Origin of the sequence: Olivibacter sp. EAT-5 (assembly GCF_044784325.1) — a bacterium.
GTDB classification, from domain to species: domain Bacteria; phylum Bacteroidota; class Bacteroidia; order Sphingobacteriales; family Sphingobacteriaceae; genus Olivibacter; species Olivibacter oleidegradans.
Genome location: NZ_CP173028.1, coordinates 5,009,369 through 5,033,445 on the forward strand (window position 1 = coordinate 5,009,369; position 24,077 = coordinate 5,033,445).

The window sequence follows — 24,077 nt, forward strand, 5'->3', positions numbered from 1 at the left end:
TTATTTTGAATAAAGTTGGAAGAATTGCACTCAAGACCATTTTATGGGTCGTTGGTAGTATCATTGGTTTAGTACTCCTGATTTTTATTTTAATTCGTATTCCAGCCGTTCAAAATATTTTGGTCCAACAAGTAGTATCCTATCTGGAGAAAAAAATCGAAACGCCGGTTAAAATTGAAAGGGTATCGCTCGATTTACCTAAATTATTGGTATTGGAAGGTGTTTATTTCGAAGACCAAAAGAAAGATACATTGCTCGCAGGAGAGCAATTAAAAGTCGATATAAGTCTACTTAAGCTCCTAAAAAACAAAGTGGAAATAAACGAAATCGATTTAAGAGGCATTACCGTCAAGATTGACCGCACTTTACCTGACAGTAGCTTCAACTTCGATTACATTATGCGAGCATTTGTTAGTGAAGAGCAAACGCAGCCTAAGCCGGAAGATACAACCTCCAGCATGGAGTTTTCGATTGATAAGATTAATCTCAACCGTATTCGACTCGTTTATGAAGACGAAGTTATTGGTACCAATGCCGATTTCAATTTAGGCCATTTAGATACACGGATTAAGACTTTCGACCTGAACAAAATGCGTTTCGAGATTCCAAAGATCAACATCCAAGGAGTCAATACAGCTATCAGACAATGGACGGTAGCAGACTCCACAGCGATCCCATCTAGCAAAAACTTAGGAGTGGAAGCAGCCGTTGGAGAAGAGGCTCCCCTCCCCGACATTCAACTTGGCAGTGTCAGCTTAGAAGATATCAAAGCACAATACGTGGACGAAGCAAGTGCTTTAAATGCGCAAGTTCTGTTTGATCGACTTTTGGTTGATTTTAAAGACATCGATTTGAGTGGCGAGCGAATAGATATAAAACAGGCCGTATTAGAAAACAATACGGCAAAGGTATCCTTTGGAAGGATACAAAAACCAACCCCTAGCACCTCTACGCTTGATACCGGCGAAACCGCACCTATAAAATGGCAAGTAAATATCTCCGACTTAATTATTGGAAAGAATAAACTTGCTTATTTTGACGCAAATCAGCCAAAAGTGTCCAAGGGCATGGATTATGGAAATCTTGATATGACGGGCGTAGACCTGAAAATGTCTGACTTTTTCTTTTCGATTGATTCGATAAGTGGGAAGCTAAACCAATTGAATTTCAAGGATAGAAGTGGCTTTACCATCACGAAAGCGGAAGCTGATTTCGTCTATACAGAAAAAGGCGCGGAGGCAAAAGACTTATACATTGAAACCCCTAACACCCTTATTCGAAACTATGCCCGGGTAAACTATCCCTCGCTGGAACAAATTACGGAGCGCATTGGCGAAATTCAATTGAATGCTAATATCCAAAAGAGTAAAATTGGAATGAAGGATGTACTCTTGTTAGTTCCGGATTTAGACACGATGGAAGTAATGAAGCCGCTACTCGGCCATACCTTTTTTGTGGACGGAAACGTAAAGGGGCGTGTTGATGATCTTCGCATAGCTAATTTGACATTTACAACCTTAGATCAAACCCGCTTGCAAGCTAGCGCACATATAAAAGGATTACCTGACATCGACAAATTCTATATCGATTTACAATTAAAAGATCTACAGACCGGAAAGCGAGACCTGGATCGCTTGGTAGCGAAGAGCATGCTGCCTGATAGCATCGAATTGCCAAAACAGCTGAACTTGAACGGTACGTTCAAAGGAGGGCTTAATCAATTTACTACCAACATGCATCTTCGATCATCTATGGGAAATGCAAATCTCCGAGCAAACTATGCCGCCCAAAGGGATACGAGTTATGATGCAGATATTACAATCCAAGATGTGAATGTAGGTCATCTGATGAAGATGGATTCAACACTTGGAAAGATATCATTTGCTGCACAAATCAAAGGGAAAGGTCTTGATCCATCTAAACTAGTAGCAGATGCCAAAGCCAAGCTGATACGTGCGGAGGCTATGGGTTATACCTATACCAATATAAACTTAGCGGCCACAGCCAATAGTGGCGATGTAAAAGCATCGCTTAGCAGTAAAGATCCAAACATAAGCCTGGAAATGCAGGCATTTGCAAACTTGAAAGAGCGATACCCAACGTTTAACATGGATCTACTAGTGGATAGTATCAACACCAAAAATTTAAACCTGACCAACGACAATATCCGGTTTCATGGCAAATTGCTTGCTAATTTTGATTCAGCCGATCCAGATTATCTCAATGGAAAGCTGGATTTAACAAATGCTATTATCGCTTATAATACTGATCGATACGTATTAGACACGATCAGTTTGATTGCGCAGACTGACAGTAGTCAAAATCTCTTACAATTACGTTCTGAGTTTCTCAATGCACATATGATTGGATCTTATAAACTAACTTCTTTATCCTATGCTTTTCAGGATGTACTAAACACGTATTATAATCCCAATCCGGCCATTAATAAAAAGACAGGCCTACCGGACACCATTCCTGCATATAGTCCTGCACAAATCGAATTTGGTGCAACTTTCAGAAGGTCACCACTCATCATCCGTGTAATGCCGGAACTAACCGAAATGCAACCTATTACTTTAGACGGCAACTTCAATAGCGAAACCAAATCGATCAACATTAAGGGTGTTGCACCGAAGGCGGTATATGCAGGCACCGATATACAAAATGTTAGCTTTGATGTCAACACTTTAGATAGTACACTCTACTACGCTGCACTTATTAATAACATTAAAGTATCCGGTATCGAAATCATGAATACACTTTTAAGCGGTACCGTAAAGAACAGTTCTATTGATGCGGGTTTGTGGATCAAAGATAAGAAAGGTAAAGAGCAATATCATTTGGGCGCTAATCTACAGGCCCGTGCCGAAGACTTTCTCTTTTCCTTAAAGGAAAACGGCCTTATGTTAAATTATGACAAATGGTCCGTTAATCCCCAAAACACTATTAGCTTTGGCGCAAAAGGTTTATTGGCTTCTCACTTCGATCTCAGCCAAAATGGGCAAGAAATGACTATTGCATCGCAAGACTCCGTACCCAATTCACCTTTAGCCGTTAATTTCAAAAACTTTCGTATTGAAACGTTTGCTAATATGGTGGAAAGTGCAAATTTAGACTTAGGTGGCGGAATAAACGGTAATGCCTTAGTCGATCGACTCGATGGCTACCCCGTTTTTACATCCGATATAACCATCAACGACTTCTACTTTGGCAAAGACACTATTGGAGATATTGGCCTTCAAATAAATAATGCGAAGGAAAACACCTACAATGCGAATATTACTATTCAAGGAAAAGGAAACGATATTCAATTAAGTGGCGACTATATTACACCGCTTGACGCCGAATCTACGATGGATTTTGATTTGTTGGTTAATAATCTTAATATGAGTACCATCGAAGCCTTTAGTTTCGGCAATTTAAGGCGCTCATCCGGAAGCATTTCCGGAAAGCTTGATTTAACGGGAAGTTTAGATGCACCGATCATCAACGGCGATTTGATCTTTAACCGAGCCAGAATGAATATTTCCATGCTAAACGCTACGTTTAACATGGATCAGCAGCGGATTAATTTCAATGATCGAGGCATCAGCTTTAAACAATTTACCTTGACTGATAGTGTTGGTAATAAAGCGATTATCAATGGCAATATCAGAACAAAGACGTATACCGAATTTGCTTTGGGTATGGACGTAAAAGCTGATGATTTCCAGGTTTTAAATTCTACAGAGGTCGATAACAACTTATTCTATGGAAAACTGAACATCGATACCGACCTGCGTATCCGTGGCGCAGCCATGAGTCCGTCTGTGAATGGTACCTTAAGAGTCAATGAAAATACCGACATGACACTGACCATGCCGGAAACGGATCCCGGTTTAGTGGAACGTGAGGGCATTGTAGAATTTACTAGTTTGAGTCCTCGAGATAGCACGGAGATCTTAGCGGTTTACGATACAACCGAAACGACGGGCAATACCATTACCGGGATGAACATATCCTTAAATATCGATGTGGATAGAAACGCGGCCTTTACTGTGATCGTTGATCCCGGAACCGGCGATAAATTATTTGTCAAAGGCCAGGCTCTACTTAACTTCGGTATCAATCCGGGCGGCGAAATGACCCTTGCCGGAACTTACGAAGTGGAAGAAGGTAACTATTCCCTATCCTTTAATATGATCAAAAGAAGATTTGACTTTAAAAAAGGAAGTACAATCACTTGGGGTGGCGACATTATGGACGCTGATCTTAATATGACGGCAGTTTATACCTTGCAAGCACAACCGATTGATTTGGTACAGGTTACCGGCACGCAAGCAAATTATTATCGACAACGCCTTCCTTTCAATGTCAATCTTCATATAGGGGGCAAAATGTTAAAACCCGAGATTTCTTTTGACATTGATTTGGGAACCGGCGGAAATGCCAATACGGTATCGCAGGATGTGACCCAAAATGTAGAAGCAAAACTGGCACAACTACGAGACAACCCTTCGGAGATGAACAAGCAGACCTTTGCTCTGATTGTATTAGGTAGGTTTATCGCTGAGAATCCTTTCTCCAGTGCAGGCGGATCCAGCACTGAAACGATGGTACGATCCAGCGTTAGTAGTTTGTTAACAAGTCAGCTAAATAAAATGGCCGGTGATCTAATTGCCGGTGTAGAATTGAATTTTGATCTACAATCTACTGCTGATGACTATAGCACCGGGCAAGCGCAAAATCGGACAGATCTAAACGTCGGGGTTTCAAAACGAATGTTAGATGATCGGTTGAAAGTGACCGTCGGCTCCAATTTTGAATTAGAAGGAGCTACGCAACCTGGTCAAAAGGCTACGAATATTGCGGGTGATATCTCGGTTGAATACCAATTATCAAGAGACGGTCGTTATATCGCCCGTGTATATCGAAAAAATCAATATCAGGTAACCCTACAGGGCCAATTTATTGAGACAGGGCTGGGTTTCATTATCAATATGAATTACGATGAATTCAGGGAGCTGTTTATGAGCGCTAAGCGCATTCAAAAGCTTAATGAAGAACGAGCAGAGGAAATGAAAGAGCATTTGGAAAAAAATGATGAGGAGGATGAAAACGGCCAGGATAGTGTGGAGCGCCGCAATGACCATCAACCTAAGGAGACGAAGAAAGAAGATGGGGTGGCCGAAGAAAAGCAAGAAGACATACCTGCGGATCACGTCGAAAAGTTAAACAAAGCCTACCGGAATGAGGATGAATTTACAGAGCAAGAATCATCAGAGAAGAGCAACGATGAGAATTAAAATATACACATATATAGCGATTTCAGTACTTTTTGCTTCCTGTAGTAATATCAAGTATTTAAAGGAAGGTGAAAACTTGTATGTGAAAGGTGAGGTGGAATTGAATAACGATTCGATTCCGGACCAGTATAGAGGACCGCTAACCGAACGACTGGAGGGGGTGCTACGGCCGCGTCCGAATAAGAAGTTTTTAGGCTTACGTACCAAACTCTATTTCTATAACATTGCCGGTCAGCCCAAGAAAAACAAAGGTTTTAAACACTGGTTGAAAAATAAAGTAGGTGAACCTCCGGTATTGCTCCAAGATGTAAATGTTCCGTACAATGAAAATCTCGTCAGGAATAGGTTGGAAAACATCGGCTTCTTTAATGCTTATGTAACGACAGATACGACTATTGAAAACAGAAAGGCGACGCTGAACTATGTAGCTACGACCAATAAAATTTACCGTATCAATAAAGTAACGTATGAAGCTGACACAACTACACAGATTGGAAGGGAGTTAAAATTAGCGCAGGAAGGATCGCTTTTGGTGCCCGGTAGACCTTATAACTTGGATAGGATCATTGCGGAACGCGAGCGGATTGATAATATCCTCAAGGATAAAGGTTATTATTTTTTCAGCCCTGATCACCTTCTGGTACAAGTAGACAGTATGATTGGCAATCACATGGTAGATATGAATGTCAAACTAAAAGAGGAAACACCAAAAAATGCGAAACAACCTTATACGATCAACAACATTTTCATTTATCCGGAATATTCACTAGTTCAGGGTAATTATGAAGTGGCTACTCCCAAAGATGCCGAAGAATACAAAGGCTTTTATTTTATAGATCCACATCGGACCTTTCGAAAGTTTGCACTCGCCAGAACGATGTTTTTCCATAAAGGCGATCTCTATAACCGAGATCGGCAAAATCAAACGATTAGTCAGCTTGTCGGAATGGGAACTTTCCGCTTTGTCAAAAATAACTTTATGTTGGCCGATCGTGGAAAAAGCAATAAATTAGATGTCCATTACTACCTTACGCCACAACAAAAAAAGGCCGTACGTGTTGAATTGCTTGGTAAAACAGCTGCTGTTTACAATGGTTCCGAGGTTAACGTCAGCTGGAGTCATCGAAATGCGTTCAAAGGAGCTGAACTTTTACGTTTAACTGCTTATGGCGGCTACGAAGTGCAATCAGGTGGTGGTATCAATATCAACTCGAATTTTTACCGTTATGGTTTAGAAGCCTCCTTAACTTGGCCACGTATCATTGCTCCTTTTGGTTGGGAGCCTACGCGTCGGTTCGTCCCGCATACTACCACGCTGGTAGGCTACGAATTTCTAAATAGACGACAGGCCTACCGTTTGAATTCGTTACGTTTTGCATGGGGCTATAACTGGCAGGAATCCGCAAAAAAAACACATCAACTGAACGTATTAGACGTTGCCTACGTGCAACCGGTAAATGTAACCCGCTTTTACGATAGCTTAGCTACAGAGTTTCCCTATTTACAAAGAGCGATCGACCGACAGTTCACCTTTGGTCCGAACTACAAATTTACCTATACCAATACCATGGAAACCGATAGGAAACATACCTTTTACTTTTCCGGTGGTTTGGATCTTTCCGCCAATACCGTTGGTTTGATTTTGGGATCAAACGTAAAAAAAGGGAAGCAAGACAGTATTTTTAACGCTGCATTTTCGCAATATATTAAAACCGAAATTGAGTACCGTCATTATATGAAGCTGGGGCAAAATCGGACGCTTGCCGCTCGTGCTTTGTTTGGTTATGGTTATTCCTATGGCAATTCGACCCGACTTCCCTATGTGAAGCAGTTCTTTGCGGGTGGGCCTAACAGTTTACGTGCTTTTAGAGCCCGGGCAATTGGTCCGGGATCTTATAACCCCGAGCGATTTGGAAACGACAATTTCGTTCCGGATATGACCGGTGATATCCGCATGGAATTCAATTTAGAGTATCGGTCTAAGATTGTTAGTATATTAGATTGGGCGGCCTTTATCGACGCCGGTAACATTTGGTTACAAAATGCAGATACGGTATTTCAAGGTGGCAAATTTTCCAAGAATTTCTTTAAGGAATTAGCGGTTGGCGGCGGCGTAGGGCTCCGCTTTGATCTGACTTTCCTCATTTTAAGAACGGATCTTGCTATTCCACTCCGTATCCCTTATTTACCGGATGGCCAGCGCTGGGTTTTCAATAAAATTAATTTTAGAGACCCTGATTGGCGACGTGATAACTTGGTCTTCAACTTGGCTATTGGTTATCCGTTTTAGTTATACGTTATAAGTTTTAGGTTTTAAGTTTTTAAGTTGTTAGTAGCAACGGTAACACGATTTACCCCATACAAGTGATAGCTTACAACTTATGACTTATAACTTACGACTTGTTTTGCCATTCCCATTCCTTTTTACTATTTTACCATCGTGCGGAACTGAGGTAAAAAACAATAATTTTAACGAATCATTTAATTCCGGAAATTTATGAAAATCACCGTTATTGGCGCCGGTGCCGTAGGCGCAACCGCTGCAGATAATATCACAAGGAAAGAACTTGCAGAAGAAGTTATACTGCTGGATATCAAAGAAGGAGTTGCCGAAGGCAAGGCGCAGGATATTTCGCAAACCGCAGCCCTTTTAGGATTTGACACTAAAATCACGGGGGTGACAAATGATTATGAAAAAACTGCCGGATCAAGCGTTGCTGTTATTACTTCCGGTATACCGCGTAAACCGGGAATGACACGTGAGGAATTGATCGGAACAAATGCAAATATTGTTAAATCGGTTGCCGAGAATCTGCTAAAATATTCGCCTGAGGTGATTATTCTAGTGGTTTCTAACCCCATGGACACCATGACCTACCTTACCCTTAAAGCCACTGGCTTACCTAAAAACAGAGTTATCGGTATGGGTGGCGCATTGGACTCTTCCCGATTTAAATACCAGATCAGTCAGCATACCGGAGCCTCTCCTTCCGATTTAAACGCCATTGTCATAGGCGGGCACGGTGATACTACGATGATTCCGTTGATAAAACACGCCACTTGGAACAGTATTCCAGTGACACAGTTTTTATCTGCACAGCAACAGGAACAAGTAGTAGCCGACACGATGGTAGGTGGAGCCACTTTAACGAAACTTATAGGCACCTCTGCTTGGTATGCGCCGGGTGCAGCTATCGCCGGGATGGTGGAAAGTATTGTCAGAAATCAGAAAAAACTATTCACGGCTTCTGTTTACTTAGAAGGCGAATATGGCGAGCAGGACATCACGTTAGGAGTTCCTGTTATTATCGGTAAAAACGGCGCCGAAAAAATAATTGCTCTTCAATTGGACGAAGAAGACAAGGCTAAATTCAGACAAAGTGCCGAAGCCGTGAGAAGCATGAATAACGTGCTTTCTGAGAGTAAAATCATCTAAAAAACTAATATCGTTAATGATTAAAATACCACTAGCATTATTAAATCTTCAAGATGACGGCTTCCACTTATTGGTGGAAGTCGTTGTTTTCGAACATAGCTTTAAAGCTGTATTGGATACGGGTGCGTCCAAAACTGTATTCGACAAAACAATCGTAGAACGTCACATAGGTAATGAGCAACTTAAAAGCAGTGACCGCGTATCTACCGGTTTGGGTACGACTAATATGGAAAGTTTCACTTGGCAACTTCCTGATTTTCAAATCGGCACTTTCCACCTTAAAAATTTTGAAGTGGCCGTGCTGGATTTGTCTTCTATTAATTTCGCCTACGAGAATCTTTCAGTCGAGCCTGTAATCGGCGTTATTGGCGGCGATATACTCACCCAATATCAAGGTATCATTGACTATGGAAAAATGACCCTGACACTTAGCATGAAGGAATAGAGTTTAATAATAGCACCTAACAACTAACAACCAATAACTAACAACCAATAACTAACTAACAACCAATAACTAACAACCAATAACTAACAAAACAACCAATAACTAACAACTAATAACTAACAACTAATAACAACAAAAAAAGGCGCGCTTCACAGCGAGCCTTTTCCCAATTTTAACCAAACCTAATTTACATGAATCAATTACTATTTAACTCTGATACAAATCTAAGCTATCCGCGTTAAGCCTATTTTAAAAAAGCATTATGCCTTTGTGAAAAAAACAAGGCTATCGGCTAGGTTTTCTTCATTACATGATGAATTCATAACAATTGATTAATGCTATTATTAATTTAAACCGATAGCTTTATAAGTACGAAGTATATGCTATGCGAAAAATTAAAGTAGCGTTTTTTGCGGAAATCTTGCATGAAGATAAAGATGGGGCATCCCGAACGATGTTTCAGCTTATTAAGAGGATTCCGTTCGATCGTTTTGAATTCATATTTATTTATGGTGATGGCCCTGATCAGCTGTTAGACTTTCCTTCGCTTAAAGTTCCAACCATCACCATTCCTTCCAATAAGAATTATACGTTATCGATTCCTTCCTTAATAAAAAGAAGATTAATCCGTAAACTAGATACATTCGGTCCGGATATCGTACACATCGCTACCCCTTCTCTTTTGGGGCATTTTGCGGTCACTTACGCCAGCAAGCGGCATATCCCGGTCGTCAGCATTTATCACACCCACTTTATTTCATATATAGACTACTACTTGAAACATTTGCCTTTTCTTATCGGCCCGGTTAAGCGATATGTTTCGTCGAAGAAAAAATTATTTTATAATCAATGTGATTGCATTTATGTTCCAACAAGAACCATTAAACAGGAACTAATCAATTACGGCATTCAAGCATCGAAGATGTTGCTATGGGAAAGAGGAATTGACAATACATTGTTTAATCCGCTGAAAAAGGATCTGGCAAAGCTTGAAAAAATAACCGGGAACCAACAACCTACACTCTTGTTTGTAAGCCGCTTGGTATGGGAAAAAAACCTGGAAATGCTCTTTAAAATTTATCGATTAATTAAAATACGAGGAATTGCATGTAATTTTTTAGTTGTAGGAGATGGATCCGCAAGAAAAGCATGCGAAAGCAATATGCCTGGAGCAATCTTTTTAGGCCATGTTGGTCACGACGAATTAGCAAGTCTTTATGCATCGAGTTCCATTTTTGTCTTCCCATCTGTTAGTGAAACTTATGGCAATGTTATTTTAGAAGCACAGGCCTCCGGCCTGCCTTGTGTCATTGCTGACGGTGGGGGTTCCAAAGATCTAATAGAAAATGGTGTTAATGGCTTTGCTTGCAATCCTAACAGTGAGGGAGAATTTGTAGACCGTATAGAAACGTTATTGAATAAAAAAACGATTCACCGGCAATTCAGCATGCTGGGCATACAAGAAAGCACAAAACGGAACTGGGAGCGGCTAGCGGACATTTACTTTAACGATATTGAGCAGTTGGGCAAAGTTCCCAGCATTTACAAACTAACCTCTTAGTACCGGAATGCTTCGATTTATTAAAATTATACTATTCTTATCTGTTACTATTTCTTTAGGAATCTACATTGCTCATACAGACCTTACGCAGGTAACCCAGTCGTTAGCACATATCGGCTGGGGTTTTTGCTGGTTTTTGATCCTTACCTGCCTCGCGTATCTCCTAGGCACCCTGGCCTGGGCTTATTGCTTGGGAGACCAGCGAAAGCGAATCAACATTTATCAATTGTTTTGGATCAGACTTATTGGTGAAACGGTCAGCCTTTTTAATCCCAGTAGCATTATTGGAGGCGATTTTCTAAAGGCCGAATTGTTGAAACCCTATATGATCGAAAGAAAATCGGCTATTAGATCGGTTATCGTTTCACGCTTTCTGATGATCGCCTCGCAGCTTCTGTTGTCGGCACTAGCGGTAGCTATTCTACTTAAGCAGAGCAGCAACGATAGTTTTAATCGACAAGTAGCGTCTTTTTTCCCTTATTTTGTGATTGTTTTTTCAGTCATCAGTCTGCTTATTTTCTTAATATTTCGCCTTACTAAATCGTTGCATAAGAAACTTACAACCCGTTTTAGTCAACTCAAACTAAGTCTAACAACTACCCTATCCGAAACAAAGTTATACTATCACCAAGAGAAAAAGGCGCTATGGCTGTCGTTTCTCTTTTTCTCGCTCCATTGGTTTGTCGGTTCCCTGGAATTCCTGCTCATCTTGCATTCGCTGGATATCAATATTGACGTAATTGAAAGTTTAGCCATGGATATGGGCGTTATTTTTTTTAAATCAGCAGGCGCAATAATTCCCGGGCAAATCGGTATTGAAGAGTATGGCAATCAATTTATGTTAGAATTTATTGGTATAACGGGTAGCCTATGGCTTAGCGTCTCCGTTGTCCGGCGGGCTCGACAACTCGTTTGGTTACTTTTTGGCGGTATCAGTTATGTTGTATATCATAGAAAGGCCCCGCAACTGCAAGCAGTATAATTATTCATGGAAGTTCTATTTGTAAGTCATAAATATCCCCCTACTACCGGCGGTATGGAAAAGCAAAGCTATGAACTGGTAGTGGGTATGAGAAAATGGTGTACGGTGCACGAGTTAATATACAAAGGCATCGGTAGCCGGCTGAGCTTTTTTCTAGCACTCGGAAAAAACATAAGACATCTTATCAATCAGCATCCCAATATTAAACTTATCCATTTTAATGATGCATTGATTGCCTCCTATTATTTATTGTGCTGTCGATTCAATCCGCACATTAAACACACGGTTACCATACATGGTTTAGACGTCGTCTTTCCGAGTTTTTTATATAGGAAATTTATTCTCCCAAAACTGAATCGCTTTGATCTTATCGTGGCAGTAAGCAAGGCTACGGCCCAAGCCGCACAAAGCGTGGGGATCGCTACGGGAAAGCTACGAGTCATTTCAAACGGTGTCGATGAAAAAATACCTAAACATAAATTCTCATTAAATTTCCATGACGATTTCCAAGCAAGGTACCGTTTGGATATTCGTGGAAAACAATTATTGGTAGCCATGGGCAGGCCCGTTAAGAGAAAGGGATTTTCTTGGTTTGTCGAACGCGTAATGCCTCATTTGCAACATGATTATTTATTGCTCTTTATAGGGCCGTTTCATTGGAAAGCAACCAAACAAGAACGCTTCTTTAAATTCCTTCCACCCTTTTTCCGAAACAAACTTGCGTTATTTCTAGGTGCGGCCACCGATGAGCCGAAATTGCGTCAGTTATTAAGCAAGCCTGAAATAAGAAAAAGAGCCAAACACTTGGGACGATTGCCGTTCGATGAAATTCTGAACATCCTGTATCATGCAAGTGCCTTTATTATGCCCAATATCGAAGTAGAGGGTGATATGGAGGGCTTTGGCCTGGTTTGTTTGGAAGCTGCCTTATGTGGAACAACTGTTTTTGCCTCCCACACAGGAGGTATTTCGGACGCTGTAAAACACGGGAAGAACGGTTATCTGTTACCATCAGAACAAGCAGAAGAATGGATTACGACACTAAACGAGTTTATGAAGAAACCTAGCGACGAGGAGAAAAAGACAGCGTCGGTTAATTATACAAAAAGACACTTCGGTTGGAAGAAAATGGTCAAAGCTTATTATGAGGCATTTTTGGGGTTAGTTGAGTAGTTAAGTCGCCGAGTTGTTAAGTAGTTAAGTTGTTGAGTAGTTGAACAGGAAAATAGTTGACATAGAACGGAAAGTCGTGATACTTATGTCCTGATACTTACCTGCCTGCCGGTAGGCTGGTGTCTTGATACTTGATACCTGCTAGAACATAAAGACAGGAAGAAAACTCACACCCACAACCCACAACCAATAACCCACAACCAATAACCAACAACTAATAACCAACAACTAATAACCAATAACTAATAACCAACAACTAATAACTACGTTGCTGCCAACTAAACGATAAACTCACGGGGCAATGGTCCGAGAGCGGTATTCCTTCTTTATTATTGAATTTCTCGTTCTCGAAACGGTAGGCATTTGGAGTCAGCAACAGATCAGCACTGCTTCGAAAGAGTATCTTATCGATAGACTCACAGTCGTCAGTCAACTTCAAAATATCCTCTTTCACAAATTTTTTGAAAGCGGGGAAGCTATCCTTAGCCTTGAGCGTTACCCATGCATCTTTCAAACCATTTTGGGCAAGCAGATCGCGAATATTGTCATGTTCATAGCAGAAGTGCGCATTTAAATCACCCATAACGATGACCGCTCGATCGCCTGAGTGCTCTTTAATATAATTGGACAGTTGAATCATATTCTTCCGTCTCGCGGCAGCAGCGGCCGGATCATCCGCCGCATTTGCGTGTACATTATAAAAATCGATAAATACGCCCTTCCCTACTTCAATCTTACTAAACGTAAAACCCTTAGGTGTCAAACAGTCCGCCCCTGTGCAATTATTCCAAGGAATGCGGTGTATTTCCGTAATACGATATTTTGAGAGTGTATTCAAACCATCACCAAAAGGTACGCCTCCTTTCGTTTTGGTTTTATAAGGATGCTCATTACCACTATAGTACAAGAAGCTATTATAGTTAAAGTCTTCCTGCACATGAACAATATCATAATCATTCAATCGACGCCCAATTTCTGCAATACTTGACGAACGCTCGGTAACAGCGCTGCAAATAAGCTGTGGCAAACCCGCAATATTATAAGTTATGACGGAAAATTCACCCTCATAATTGATGGGCAATTCTTCAGGAGGATGGGTATTGAAGCTAATAAACGAATGACTTTGTGTAGGAACACGACAAACTTGAAAATATCGCTTCACAACCAAAAACAAAAGACAGGTAATAAAGAAGAAGTTCATCCACTTTCTGCTTAGTTTACGACGAAGAATAAGTTCCATAAAAGTAAGGCTTTCCTGGCATAAAACTAGTATCGAGAGTTAAACAGAACGTCGTTTAAATGTTAAAGGAATGTTATTTTTTTTTAGACTATAGGCAGTACGCTATATCCCCTCAGTGAACAAGGGACCCTGTTAGTTGGGAATAGGCCCTACGTCCTCATTTAACTCCTACTCCATTCACTATTAACTACTCACTACTTCCTATTCATCTCCTTCCAGTGAACAAGGGAACCTGGTAGTTGGGAACATGCCTTACGTCCTCATTTAAGTCCTACCCCATTCACTATTAACTACTCACTACTAACTGCTCCCTATTAACTACTCAATACTCCCTCCAGCCTCAAACCAATCCCTAATGACATTAAAACAAGCCTAACTAGTATTGACGTAAAGTCAACCGGGATCGTCATAAAGACAACCATATTTAATACAAATTTGATCACCTTTATTATAAAGCCGATCAACATAAATGTAACGGCAATTAGCTTTGCTTTAAAGAAGTACGGAATTACCTCAATTCCAATTGACTTTAACGTAATCCCAATTGTCTTTATAGTAAAGTCAACGGTTTTTACTATAAACCCATATGACTTTATTATAGATGGAAACGTCCTTCATATAAGGTCGATCAACTTTGCTACAAAGTCGTACAGCAATGAAATAAACCCAAAAGGATTCATCATAAACCCAACCGACTTTGAAGTAAAGACGACCGGAATTAAGGCAAAGTTGTACGGAAACAAGATAAAGGCAAACAACTTTAAATTAAATCTGAATGTGTTTATTATAAAGCCAATAGTGTTTGCTATAAGGACGAACGTCTTTGAAGTGAGGTTTTAGTTAAACCTAACAGTCATCCTATATCAAACATCCAAGTATAGATAACAAAAAAGCGGCTATCCTGTTAGATAGCCGCTTTAAAGCATTTATGTTAACAATAGACTAGTTGGCAGTTAAATGCGACTCAGCCCAAGTTGACCAATTAGGACGAGCAGCACCGTTACCAGCGCCCGTAGCGTTAGGATCTTCTTCGTACGTTCCAGCAGTACCTTTATTTGGTACGTTATCAAAACGAACTTGTTTCACTTTATTAGCTTGAAAATGAGCTAAAGATTCTGCACCACTTGCAACAACGCCTTCTCCAGCGATAAAATCTTTTAGATAAACATTGGTGATTGAGCCTAATGTACCACGACGCAACATCATTCCCGCTTCCGAAGTTACAGAGGTGCTATTACGACCTATTAATGTTAAATTTGTTAACGTCGGACTTGAAACAGGAGCTAAAGTTGGATTATCCTGGTTGCTGTCCGCTTCAATGCCACGGCTATCTGAAGAATAAGTTGTAGCTGCAGATTGATCAGCATACAAGTTCGTCACTCTACCATTCCAGCCTTCAGCCCAGTCAAAGGAATCATCTTGCGACCCGATCACTGTCAAATTTTCAGCATTTACCGAACCTCCAAACCATTCTACACCGTCATCGGAAACTTGATTGATAAATATATTGTTTACAGTAGTCCCGTTACCAACAGCGTATAACGTAAGCGCATTGAATTCAGATTCGTCATTAATTTTATTGCCTGAATACTCAATAATGATGTGTGATAAGACACCTGAATTATCAGTATTATTATTACCGCCATATATCAAACCAGCCACTTCTGCTTGTGCATTTGCACCTTTATTAGTGCCAGCATTTCCGCAAATAACAATGCCACCCCATTGCCCAGCAGCAGGTGTAGCAGCGCCTGAAGTAAATACTATTGGATTTTCCGCTGTTCCGGCAGCATTGATCATAGCACCTCGTTCAACAGCTAAAAAAGCTACATTTGTTACATTCTCTGAATATTCCGCTTCAATACGCACACCTGGTTCAATTGTTAAGGTTGCTCCTGACTTAACATAGACCGGACCACGCAAAGTATATGTTCTCCCCGCGGTTACACGAGCGTTTCTATCGATATTTCCACTAATAATACCATCCTCAAAAGTAATTTCTCCACCATCAGGGCCTGGATTATTATCATCATCGCTGCTACAGCTTGCAAACATAGTTGCGATAACCATCATGCTTAAGAATAATTTTTTCATAATTGTCATTTTGAATGAATAACTCTGTTGTTTTCTGTTTTTATTTTTGTCTAAAAAATCTTGTATTTAATACCTAAACTAAAGTCCAATCCTCTCCTGTAGTTATATACCTCTACACTTTGATCGGTATTTTCCTGTTCCATACGCACTTCATTATTTAATAAGTTATTAATTTTCAATCCTACCTCCCATCTTTCATTTATTGCAGTGTTTGAAATAAAATTCAAAGTAGGGTAGCCTTTTTCTACTGTGTTCCCTCTACCGAAAGCTCCCAATGAAAAAATTCGATCATAGAAGTAATTTCCTACGACAGCAACAGTTGGCCTGATTTTTCCAGTATTTAACTTATAAGTCAAGTCTGCATTCACCAACAAAGGCGAGGCTCCTTGTAGGCGATCATGATCACCATTAAAATTAACACTCATTGTGTAGTCGGTCTCTTCCGCAACTTTCTCGGGATCCAACTCTTGGCGACTATACATATAAGTTACGTTCATCCCTCCCGAAAAACCGCCAGCAATGTTCTTTCTCATCTCTACTTCGGCACCAAATACGTAAGCATAATCTCCAGCATTTAGAAATGAAAACAAGTTCGATGCCGCTGACGTGATTAATGTTTGGCTAATCGGATCTTTGATATATTTACCAAAGATTCCTGCCGAAAATAATTCATCAGAACTTGGAAACTGCTCCCATTTGATATCTAAATTATAATTGTCTGCGGGCTTTAACGCTCCGTTTCCGAAGGTCAAAGATGTCACATCTTCGTATTGAAAAGGGGCTTTTTCTAAGAATTGAGGAAGCGTATAAGATTTACTAGCTGCTACTCGTAAGTTTTGATTTTCCGACAAAGCATATTTAAGAGTAGCTTCAGGTAATATAAAAATTTTATCAATGTCCGCTTGATCAAAATCTACTATGGGTTGCAGAATATTTACGTCCCATGTCATTTTTTGTAAGACCTTGTCTGCTCTTAACCCCAATGTATAGGTAAGTTTTTTGTTTGGACTATGCTCAAAAAGGGCGAAGCCACCATGTATATTTAAATTAGCGTCGTATGTTTGGGGAACCAAACTTAAAACTCTTGCGGTTTCAAAGCGAAACGTTGGACCTGTACCAGTAGCAGTTGTAAAGTTATCTGCATTCAAAAATGCATCTAGATTGTTAGGATCAGCTGCTATGCCGGACTGTTGGATGCGAGCGTTAATTTGAGTAGCTTCGAAATCCCGTTTTTTATACCGTCCGGTGTAACCCACACTTAGTTTTCCGTCGTATTCCCCTGCTTCATTTTCAAACAGCTTATAATTAAAAGCAAATCTCCCTGCGACTTCTTTCTCATTAATATATTGAAAATACCTATTCTGATTATTTACCTGAGAATTGTTGAACTCAAAACCTCCACTGTTACTAGTTGATAAGGTACTAGTAATCCGATCAGGCATATCAGCATTGACGATACCATAAGATGCTCCCCAGTCTAAAGATAAACGTTCTTTTAATTGATGTTCTCCGAGCAACTGATTCAAGAATAATTGGTTTTGCTGGGTCAATGTTTGTCGTGTAAATTGTATTGGTTCATCTAATGGAGCCACATCATAATCATTCACAGCACTAGAAGAGCCATTAATGAATATGCTATTCCACCTTAATCGGTTTTTTGAATTAACTCGATAATCTAGGTTGAACATACCAGTGGTATTCGTCTCGTAAACATTCTTCTCTATGTTGAAGTAATCGGCATTGACGATATCAACCCTTGAACCCATTACTTTCTCAGAACCTTCTCTAAACTGATAATTGTTTTTATGAGAGACAGTTGCAAAAACATTTAATCTCCCTTCTTGGCCTATCTGAAAACTTTTTCCCCCTTGAATAGAAAAGTCATAATTAAAAGGCTTATCAACAGTATTAGGCGACCATTTACTCCCGAAAGTATATTGTTGCAGCGTAGTAGGTGGCTTGATATTATAGAAACCAAAGCGCTTCCAGTTATCTGCTCTTTTAAAATCAGACCGAAAAGCATTTGTGTTTAAACCACCACCAATTTCTACGCTTAATGTAGGATTACCAACGTGTTCTTTCGAAAGAATGTTAACAGTAGCACCTCCAACATCACCATAGTCCTCTGCAGTATATGTTTTACTAATGCCAATTGATTGAATAACATCCGTTCCAAATAAATCTAACGAGATGTTCTTACTTGTTGGCTCATTCGATGGCAACGGCAAACCATTTAACAAGGTATTATTATAACGATCTCCTAAACCACGAACAAATACACCCGTTGTCCCTTCTTGTTTCGCAATACCAGTTACTTTCGTAATAGCAACGGCTGCATTACTGATACCTTTTCGGCTCATTTCCTGTGAGCCAATGCTTTGCGTAATCACAGCCGAGTTCATCTGCTTTCTTAACAAAGCCGATTCAGTATCCTTTCTTACTTCACCAACAATCACTACATCATCGAGCATCTGTGCATCGGAGGCCATGGCGACATTAAGATTAATGTTGTTTCCTGCTTTTACAGTGACTGTATCCCGTAAAGTTTGGTAACCTACATAACTAAACACGAGGATATGAGTTCCAGGATTAAGTTCTAATTTGAATTTTCCGTCGATATCTGTATTGGCACCCAACTTGGTACCTTGCACGGCGACGGACACCGCGGGCATGGTTTCATTATTTAATGAAGCATCTACCACAACACCACTAACGATTCCCTTTTGTTGAGCAAAAGTAATTGAACCGCTAAATAATAGAGTTAAAAAGATTAGGGTCTTGACTTTCATGTAACTTGTAATATTCCGCTACAAAGGACGCAAGAACAGGTAAACAGAATGTTAAGTTCGTATTATTCTTATATATATCTATTGTTAATATAGTGTTAAGACTAAACAAGGATTGAATTGTTAGACATACCTTGTCATTGGAATATTAAGCATAAAATCAGCATTTTATATAACGCTTAACACTTTCATAACCTCTTTATAATATTGCTTTCGCAATTCGAGACTATAAAAATAACTTAAATAAAATCTTCATGATTTCGGAACTCGTAAATGGATCATTTCGTGTTCGTTCATAAAAAACACCCCCTCGAAGTGATGTTATAAATCATCAACAGTTCAAAAAAGATAACGGAGACAGCTACCTACTTGTATTTAAATGTAAGACTAAGCACATATACACTGCCTGAAGCTGCGCTGCTTAGCATGCCAAAGTCTAAAAGGCATAACCAACTTCAGGTTAAATTCGTGCCAAATTCGAGATTTCATCAGATATTTACCAGATCCTATCAGCTTTTTATCAGATAAACCTGACTAAAATCTGGTAAAACCTGAACAGCACCTAATAAACTTACGAATTTGGTACGGAGTTAAGGGGTAATTGAATGGAATAAAAAGGGATTACCACGTGGATTCGATGAATCGTCAGGCATAAGACAGAACGTCGTAGATACTATTTAAGCACCTGTCGAAGATAAGATCTGAAAAGCTATCTAGTTACTCCCTCGCTCCTCCCCATCCTCTCCCCAGCGAGCTAACTTGAGCGGGGTTGAAGGCGCACTTAATGGAGCGTTTCCCCAAGGATCTCGCCACGAGTCCCCATTGAGCTCCGACCAAGGTGAATCGAACCACCGAAGCCATCTCCAAAAGAGGTACAAGCGAGGGGCCCAAACTTCTTTCACACGATCTTTGTTCATGCTTGATCGCATCTATAGCTTAGTTCGATAGGAGTCCGATAGGTATTGCTTAAAAAGCCGTGTTTTGGGCCTTTTTACGTACCATATAAGGATATCACTGGGATATAGGGCGAATGGGACACGGATGGAGCACGGCTCAAGGTCGGATCTAAGTGCTTGCAACAACCGCGTCCCAAATCAATTCAGTAAAAGCATACTAAAATAGATAAAAGGCTAAACCAGGTACATATAATGCTTAAATTATGGAGACAATGCAGAACCTGATTGTTTTTCTTTTTTGTTTTTTAGTGATTTATAATAATTCATTGTCGATATTGCTGCCAGCATCACAAGTATGCCTACAATCTGCACGAACCCTAGTTGTTCATTCAGAACGATGCTTGCGCAAAGGACGGCAACGGGAAGCTCGATCGTCATTAGTATGGAGCTGATGCCTGCCCCGACCTTCGGAATAGCGGTTGCAAAAAGCGCCGTGGGAATGGTCGTTCCGATGATGGCAAGAAAAACTGCCATCATTGCAAATTCATAGCTGAAATAGCTTCCCACCAAAATGGTTTTTACATTGATGATAAAAATAGTCAATGCAGAACCCGTCATGATTACCATGCTTTTAGGCAACCAGCCCACCGCGTGGCCAACCCTACTATTCGCAACGATATAGATGGCATAGGTCAACGATGAACAAAGTGCCAAGGCAATACCGATCCACGAGAGGGATTGGACATCTTCTCCGAAAAGGTTTGCGGCCATAACCGTGCCGATAAGAATGAAAACAACCGTCAGCAATTCCGACTTATTTGGCTTTTTACCGAACACAGTCCAATCCAGTAATAGACTGAACCATGTAAACTGCATAAGAATTACGATAGCAAGTGATGCGGAAATATAGCTTACGGACTGATAGTATAAATAATTGGTGAGACCAATCGCTCCGCCTGTTGCTAAGAGAGATATAAATTCATTCCGTGCGAGGCGTACTTTTCCCTTACGGAAAAGGAATTGGGCTGTCCCGAGAAATACTGCTGCCAAGAATGCTTGTGAAAAGGATAGTTCAGCGGCATGGTACCCGCGTGAATAGAATAACTTTACGAACGAGGACATCGTACCATACATGATGCCTCCCATTAAGACCATTATGATGTATTTTAAATTTGTCATTTCAAGATTGTTAGAAAATAATTACGTTAATACCTGCTTAGAGGCCAAACAACCTTGAATGGTCACATGAAAATGTAGACAATATCCCCTCACTGAAAAAGTGAGAACATGAAAATGATAAATCCGGTTATTTAGCCTTTAGGCTACCGGAGGGGGCGTATTTGAGGAAAATTGTTTATTCATAAGAATATATGATAATTAAGGCGAATATAATAAATTCTTGATGTATTTAAAATCAGTGGAAATGTTTGTAATAAATAAACGAAAGCCCCGCCTTGCTGTGACACGATAGCTTCAAAAAAAATTTTACGTTGATTTGTAAATAAAAAAGCCACTGCAGTGTGCAATGGCTCCATTCTATACGGTATAACTTACAACGTATAGCTTAAACTTATCCTACTCTAAGTCTTTCACTAATTTGCGGAAGTTTTCAGCACTAGCCGCGATATCTACAGAATTGGCTAACCAATTGTATTCGTATTCCGCTGAAAGCATCCCTTTAAACTTTTGGTTTTTTAATTCTTGCATCACCCCTTTTATATTTCCTACACCGGTACCCCAGTGTACGTCATGTGCATCTCTGGATTTTTCGTTCAAATCTTTAAAATGTAAATGGTTGATATGTCCTTTATACTTTTGTAGACATTCTATGGGATCTAAACCGGAACGTACCCAGTGGCCAATATCGGCACAGGCGCCTACATATTTACTGTTTGCCAGTTGGATAGCATTTAACACAATTTCAGGGCTCCAGTAGTGGGTTGGATTCGGATGGTTGTGAATGGATACTTTGATTTTAAACTCAGTAGCCAACTTTCCGATTAAAGGAAGATCTTCTTGCTTAGGCTCAGTATTGATATTTTTAATACCCATGGCTTTGGCAAACTCAAAAAGTTGACGCCAAGCTTCCGGCGAATCGGCGCTTACAACACCGAAAGCAACCAAGGTAATTCCTTTGTCTTTCAACAATTGCAAAACCTGCGCTCTTTTTTCTTTGCTCATGGCGAAATCCATTTTACCTTCTATCCCACCACCAATAGTTTGACCCGGATAAGCTTCAATATACTTCAATTTACAGCTATCTACTTTAGCAATTGCCTCGGCGAAAGTAAATCGGTTAAAACTATAGGCCTGGGCGCCTAATTTCCAACCTAATTTTTCTTCCGGCCTATCTTGCGCTTTTAAAACGCTTGTTGTAAAAACGATTGCTACGATAGCAATCAGGCTACTCCATACATGTTGTTTATAGTTCATCTTGATTTTATTTGGTTTGTGGGTTTATTCTATCTATGGCTATCGTAGGTAAAGCTTCGGACTTGCGTTCTTAACACCTGCAGTTCATCAGGTGATAGTTTCGGCCGGTTTTTCAGAATGCTTAACCCTTGATCCAACTGCTCTTCTGTACGAAAGCCTGTTACGGCCGAAGCTACTGCCCGATTTTCGAGTACATAGGCTAATGCCACAGCAGTATCCGATGTATCCAACTTTCCGGCTAGTTTATGAATGGCTTTAGCGGCTTTGAGTACCTCACTCGAACTGAATTGCAAATAATCTCCTTCTTTCTTTCCAAGCAATCTTCCTTGAGCCAAAGCTCCTCTACTGATTACACTAATATGGTGATCAGCTAACAACTTCAGTATCTCCTCTTCCGGACGATGATCCAACAGACTGTATTGCATCATCACCGACACAATACTAGATCGCTTAATATATTCGCGAATGACATTTGGTCGAATCGATGAAATTCCATACCACCTAATTTTACCCTGTTGCTTCAATAGTTCGAAGGCCTCAATCGTCTCATCTATTGGATCTTCTATGGTACCGCCATGAAGCTGGTACAGATCGATATAGTCCGTCTGCAAACGTCGAAGGCTTTGCTCTACCGCTTTGAGAATGTACTCTTTCGAAGGATTCCACTCCCAGCCATTTCCATCTGGTCGCCATTGATTTCCAACTTTTGTGGCAAGAACAATCTCTTTTCTGACCGATTTCAGCGCTTCGCCAACATAGGTTTCGTTCATCCCTTTATCGTAGAGATCGGCCGTATCGAAAAAGTTAATGCCATTGTCAAAAGCTTTACGTAATAAGTGACTTGCATGCGATTGGTTTTCTCCTAAGGACATACAGCCAAAGCTGATTTCGCTAACTTTTAAATCGGATTTTCCAAGCGCATTCATGAATACTAGCCTCCTATTTTAAGCAGCTCAACATCAAATACCAAAACGCTAAATGGAGGAATATCGTTTCCGGCACCGCGCTCTCCATATCCTAATTGATAGGGTATATAGAAGCGATAGTGCGACCCAACAGGCATTAGCTGCAAGCCTTCCTGCCATCCCTGAATAACGCGATTTAATTGAAATGAAATCGGTTCGCCCCGATCGTAAGAGCTATCAAATACTTTTCCACTTAAAAGTGCACCCTTATAGTTTACGGTAACGGAATCTGTCGCCAATGGTTTCGGTCCGACAGCGTCCCGAATAATTTCATATTGCAAACCACTCGTTGTAGTATGAACCCCTGCTTTCGTTTTGTTTTGTGCTAAGAAGGAATCACCCGCAGCTGTTTGCTCTTTCTTTAAATCTTCTGCTGCCGCTGTTAACACGTCGCTGATAGCCTTATATTCATCTTCTTCTTTTATACGGATAGGACTCTCTGAAAAATAGTCCTCGATAGCCTGTGCTACTAATTTTCCGTTTAGATTTTTCAATCCTCTCTTCTTTAAATCTCTTGCCATACTTAAACCAAAGGCATAAGAAGCTGAGTCGATTTTACTTTCGAACATGGGTGTAACTTTATTTTGCTTGGGTATTATTTTTTGTTTCGTTTTTTGCTGCGCGAATGTAGGAAGTGCCGACACAGCTACAAGACCCGCGATAATTAATGGTTTGATCATGATAGGCAAACATAAAAAAATTAGTTGAGTGGGGAAATAGTTAGTGGGAAAATAGTTAGTGGGAAAATAGTTAAGGGAGTAGTTTTAAGTTGCGAGTTGTG

General features: G+C 40.3%; 15 protein-coding genes. 7 read left to right on the forward strand and 8 right to left on the reverse strand.

Annotated elements, in window-relative coordinates; genetic code table 11:
• The first annotated feature begins 5 nt into the window (after positions 1–5).
• The 7 genes from ACH11B_RS20905 to ACH11B_RS20935 all read left to right on the forward strand — a co-directional run bounded on the left by ACH11B_RS20905 (position 6) and on the right by ACH11B_RS20935 (position 12,882).
• The gene (locus ACH11B_RS20905) at positions 6–5,285 is read left to right on the forward strand and encodes a translocation/assembly module TamB domain-containing protein (protein WP_377608747.1); all 5,280 of its coding nucleotides are present in this window, start codon (positions 6–8) and stop codon (positions 5,283–5,285) included.
• Positions 5,275–7,575 (forward strand): BamA/TamA family outer membrane protein, encoded by a 2,301-nt coding sequence (locus ACH11B_RS20910; protein WP_242627174.1) that lies wholly within the window; start codon positions 5,275–5,277, stop codon positions 7,573–7,575. Before ACH11B_RS20905 ends, ACH11B_RS20910 begins: the two co-directional genes overlap by 11 nt.
• A gap of 207 nt (positions 7,576–7,782) precedes the next feature.
• A complete protein-coding gene (gene mdh, locus ACH11B_RS20915) occupies positions 7,783–8,721 on the forward strand; it encodes a malate dehydrogenase (protein WP_013667184.1) in 939 nt (312 codons plus the stop codon).
• Between the two features lie 16 nt (positions 8,722–8,737).
• Entirely contained in the window at positions 8,738–9,166 is a 429-nt protein-coding gene (locus ACH11B_RS20920) for a retropepsin-like aspartic protease (RefSeq protein ID WP_130855808.1), read from the forward strand.
• 385 nt (positions 9,167–9,551) lie between these two features.
• Entirely contained in the window at positions 9,552–10,727 is a 1,176-nt protein-coding gene (locus ACH11B_RS20925) for a glycosyltransferase family 4 protein (RefSeq protein WP_377608745.1), read from the forward strand.
• 7 nt (positions 10,728–10,734) lie between these two features.
• On the forward strand, positions 10,735–11,709 hold the full coding sequence (locus ACH11B_RS20930) for a flippase-like domain-containing protein (RefSeq protein ID WP_377608743.1): 975 nt from the start codon (positions 10,735–10,737) through the stop codon (positions 11,707–11,709).
• 6 nt (positions 11,710–11,715) lie between these two features.
• A complete protein-coding gene (locus ACH11B_RS20935; RefSeq protein ID WP_130855805.1) occupies positions 11,716–12,882 on the forward strand; it encodes a glycosyltransferase family 4 protein in 1,167 nt (388 codons plus the stop codon).
• A 256-nt stretch (positions 12,883–13,138) separates the two neighbouring features.
• On the opposite strand, the gene ACH11B_RS20940 is transcribed toward ACH11B_RS20935, so the two are convergent.
• The 8 genes from ACH11B_RS20940 to ACH11B_RS20975 form a co-directional block, all read right to left on the reverse strand.
• Positions 13,139–14,122 (reverse strand): endonuclease/exonuclease/phosphatase family protein, encoded by a 984-nt coding sequence (locus tag ACH11B_RS20940; protein ID WP_242627173.1) that lies wholly within the window; start codon positions 14,120–14,122, stop codon positions 13,139–13,141.
• Between the two features lie 942 nt (positions 14,123–15,064).
• Entirely contained in the window at positions 15,065–16,216 is a 1,152-nt protein-coding gene (locus ACH11B_RS20945) for a hypothetical protein (protein ID WP_130855803.1), read from the reverse strand.
• Positions 16,217–16,266: 50 nt separating this feature from the next.
• A complete protein-coding gene (locus ACH11B_RS20950; RefSeq protein ID WP_377608741.1) occupies positions 16,267–19,005 on the reverse strand; it encodes a TonB-dependent receptor domain-containing protein in 2,739 nt (912 codons plus the stop codon).
• Positions 19,006–19,715: 710 nt separating this feature from the next.
• Complete coding sequence (locus tag ACH11B_RS20955) at positions 19,716–19,919, reverse strand: hypothetical protein (protein ID WP_289553246.1); 204 nt, start codon at positions 19,917–19,919, stop codon at positions 19,716–19,718.
• 240 nt (positions 19,920–20,159) lie between these two features.
• Entirely contained in the window at positions 20,160–21,077 is a 918-nt protein-coding gene (locus ACH11B_RS20960; protein ID WP_377608739.1) for a DMT family transporter, read from the reverse strand.
• A gap of 396 nt (positions 21,078–21,473) precedes the next feature.
• Positions 21,474–22,331: a sugar phosphate isomerase/epimerase gene (locus ACH11B_RS20965; RefSeq protein WP_289553249.1), complete on the reverse strand. Its 858-nt coding sequence runs from the start codon at positions 22,329–22,331 to the stop codon at positions 21,474–21,476.
• A 29-nt stretch (positions 22,332–22,360) separates the two neighbouring features.
• Positions 22,361–23,257: an aldo/keto reductase gene (locus ACH11B_RS20970; RefSeq protein WP_377608737.1), complete on the reverse strand. Its 897-nt coding sequence runs from the start codon at positions 23,255–23,257 to the stop codon at positions 22,361–22,363.
• A 5-nt stretch (positions 23,258–23,262) separates the two neighbouring features.
• Positions 23,263–23,976, reverse strand: coding sequence for an FKBP-type peptidyl-prolyl cis-trans isomerase (locus tag ACH11B_RS20975; RefSeq protein WP_157622266.1), 714 nt, complete (start codon positions 23,974–23,976; stop codon positions 23,263–23,265).
• Positions 23,977–24,077: the final 101 nt, after the last annotated feature.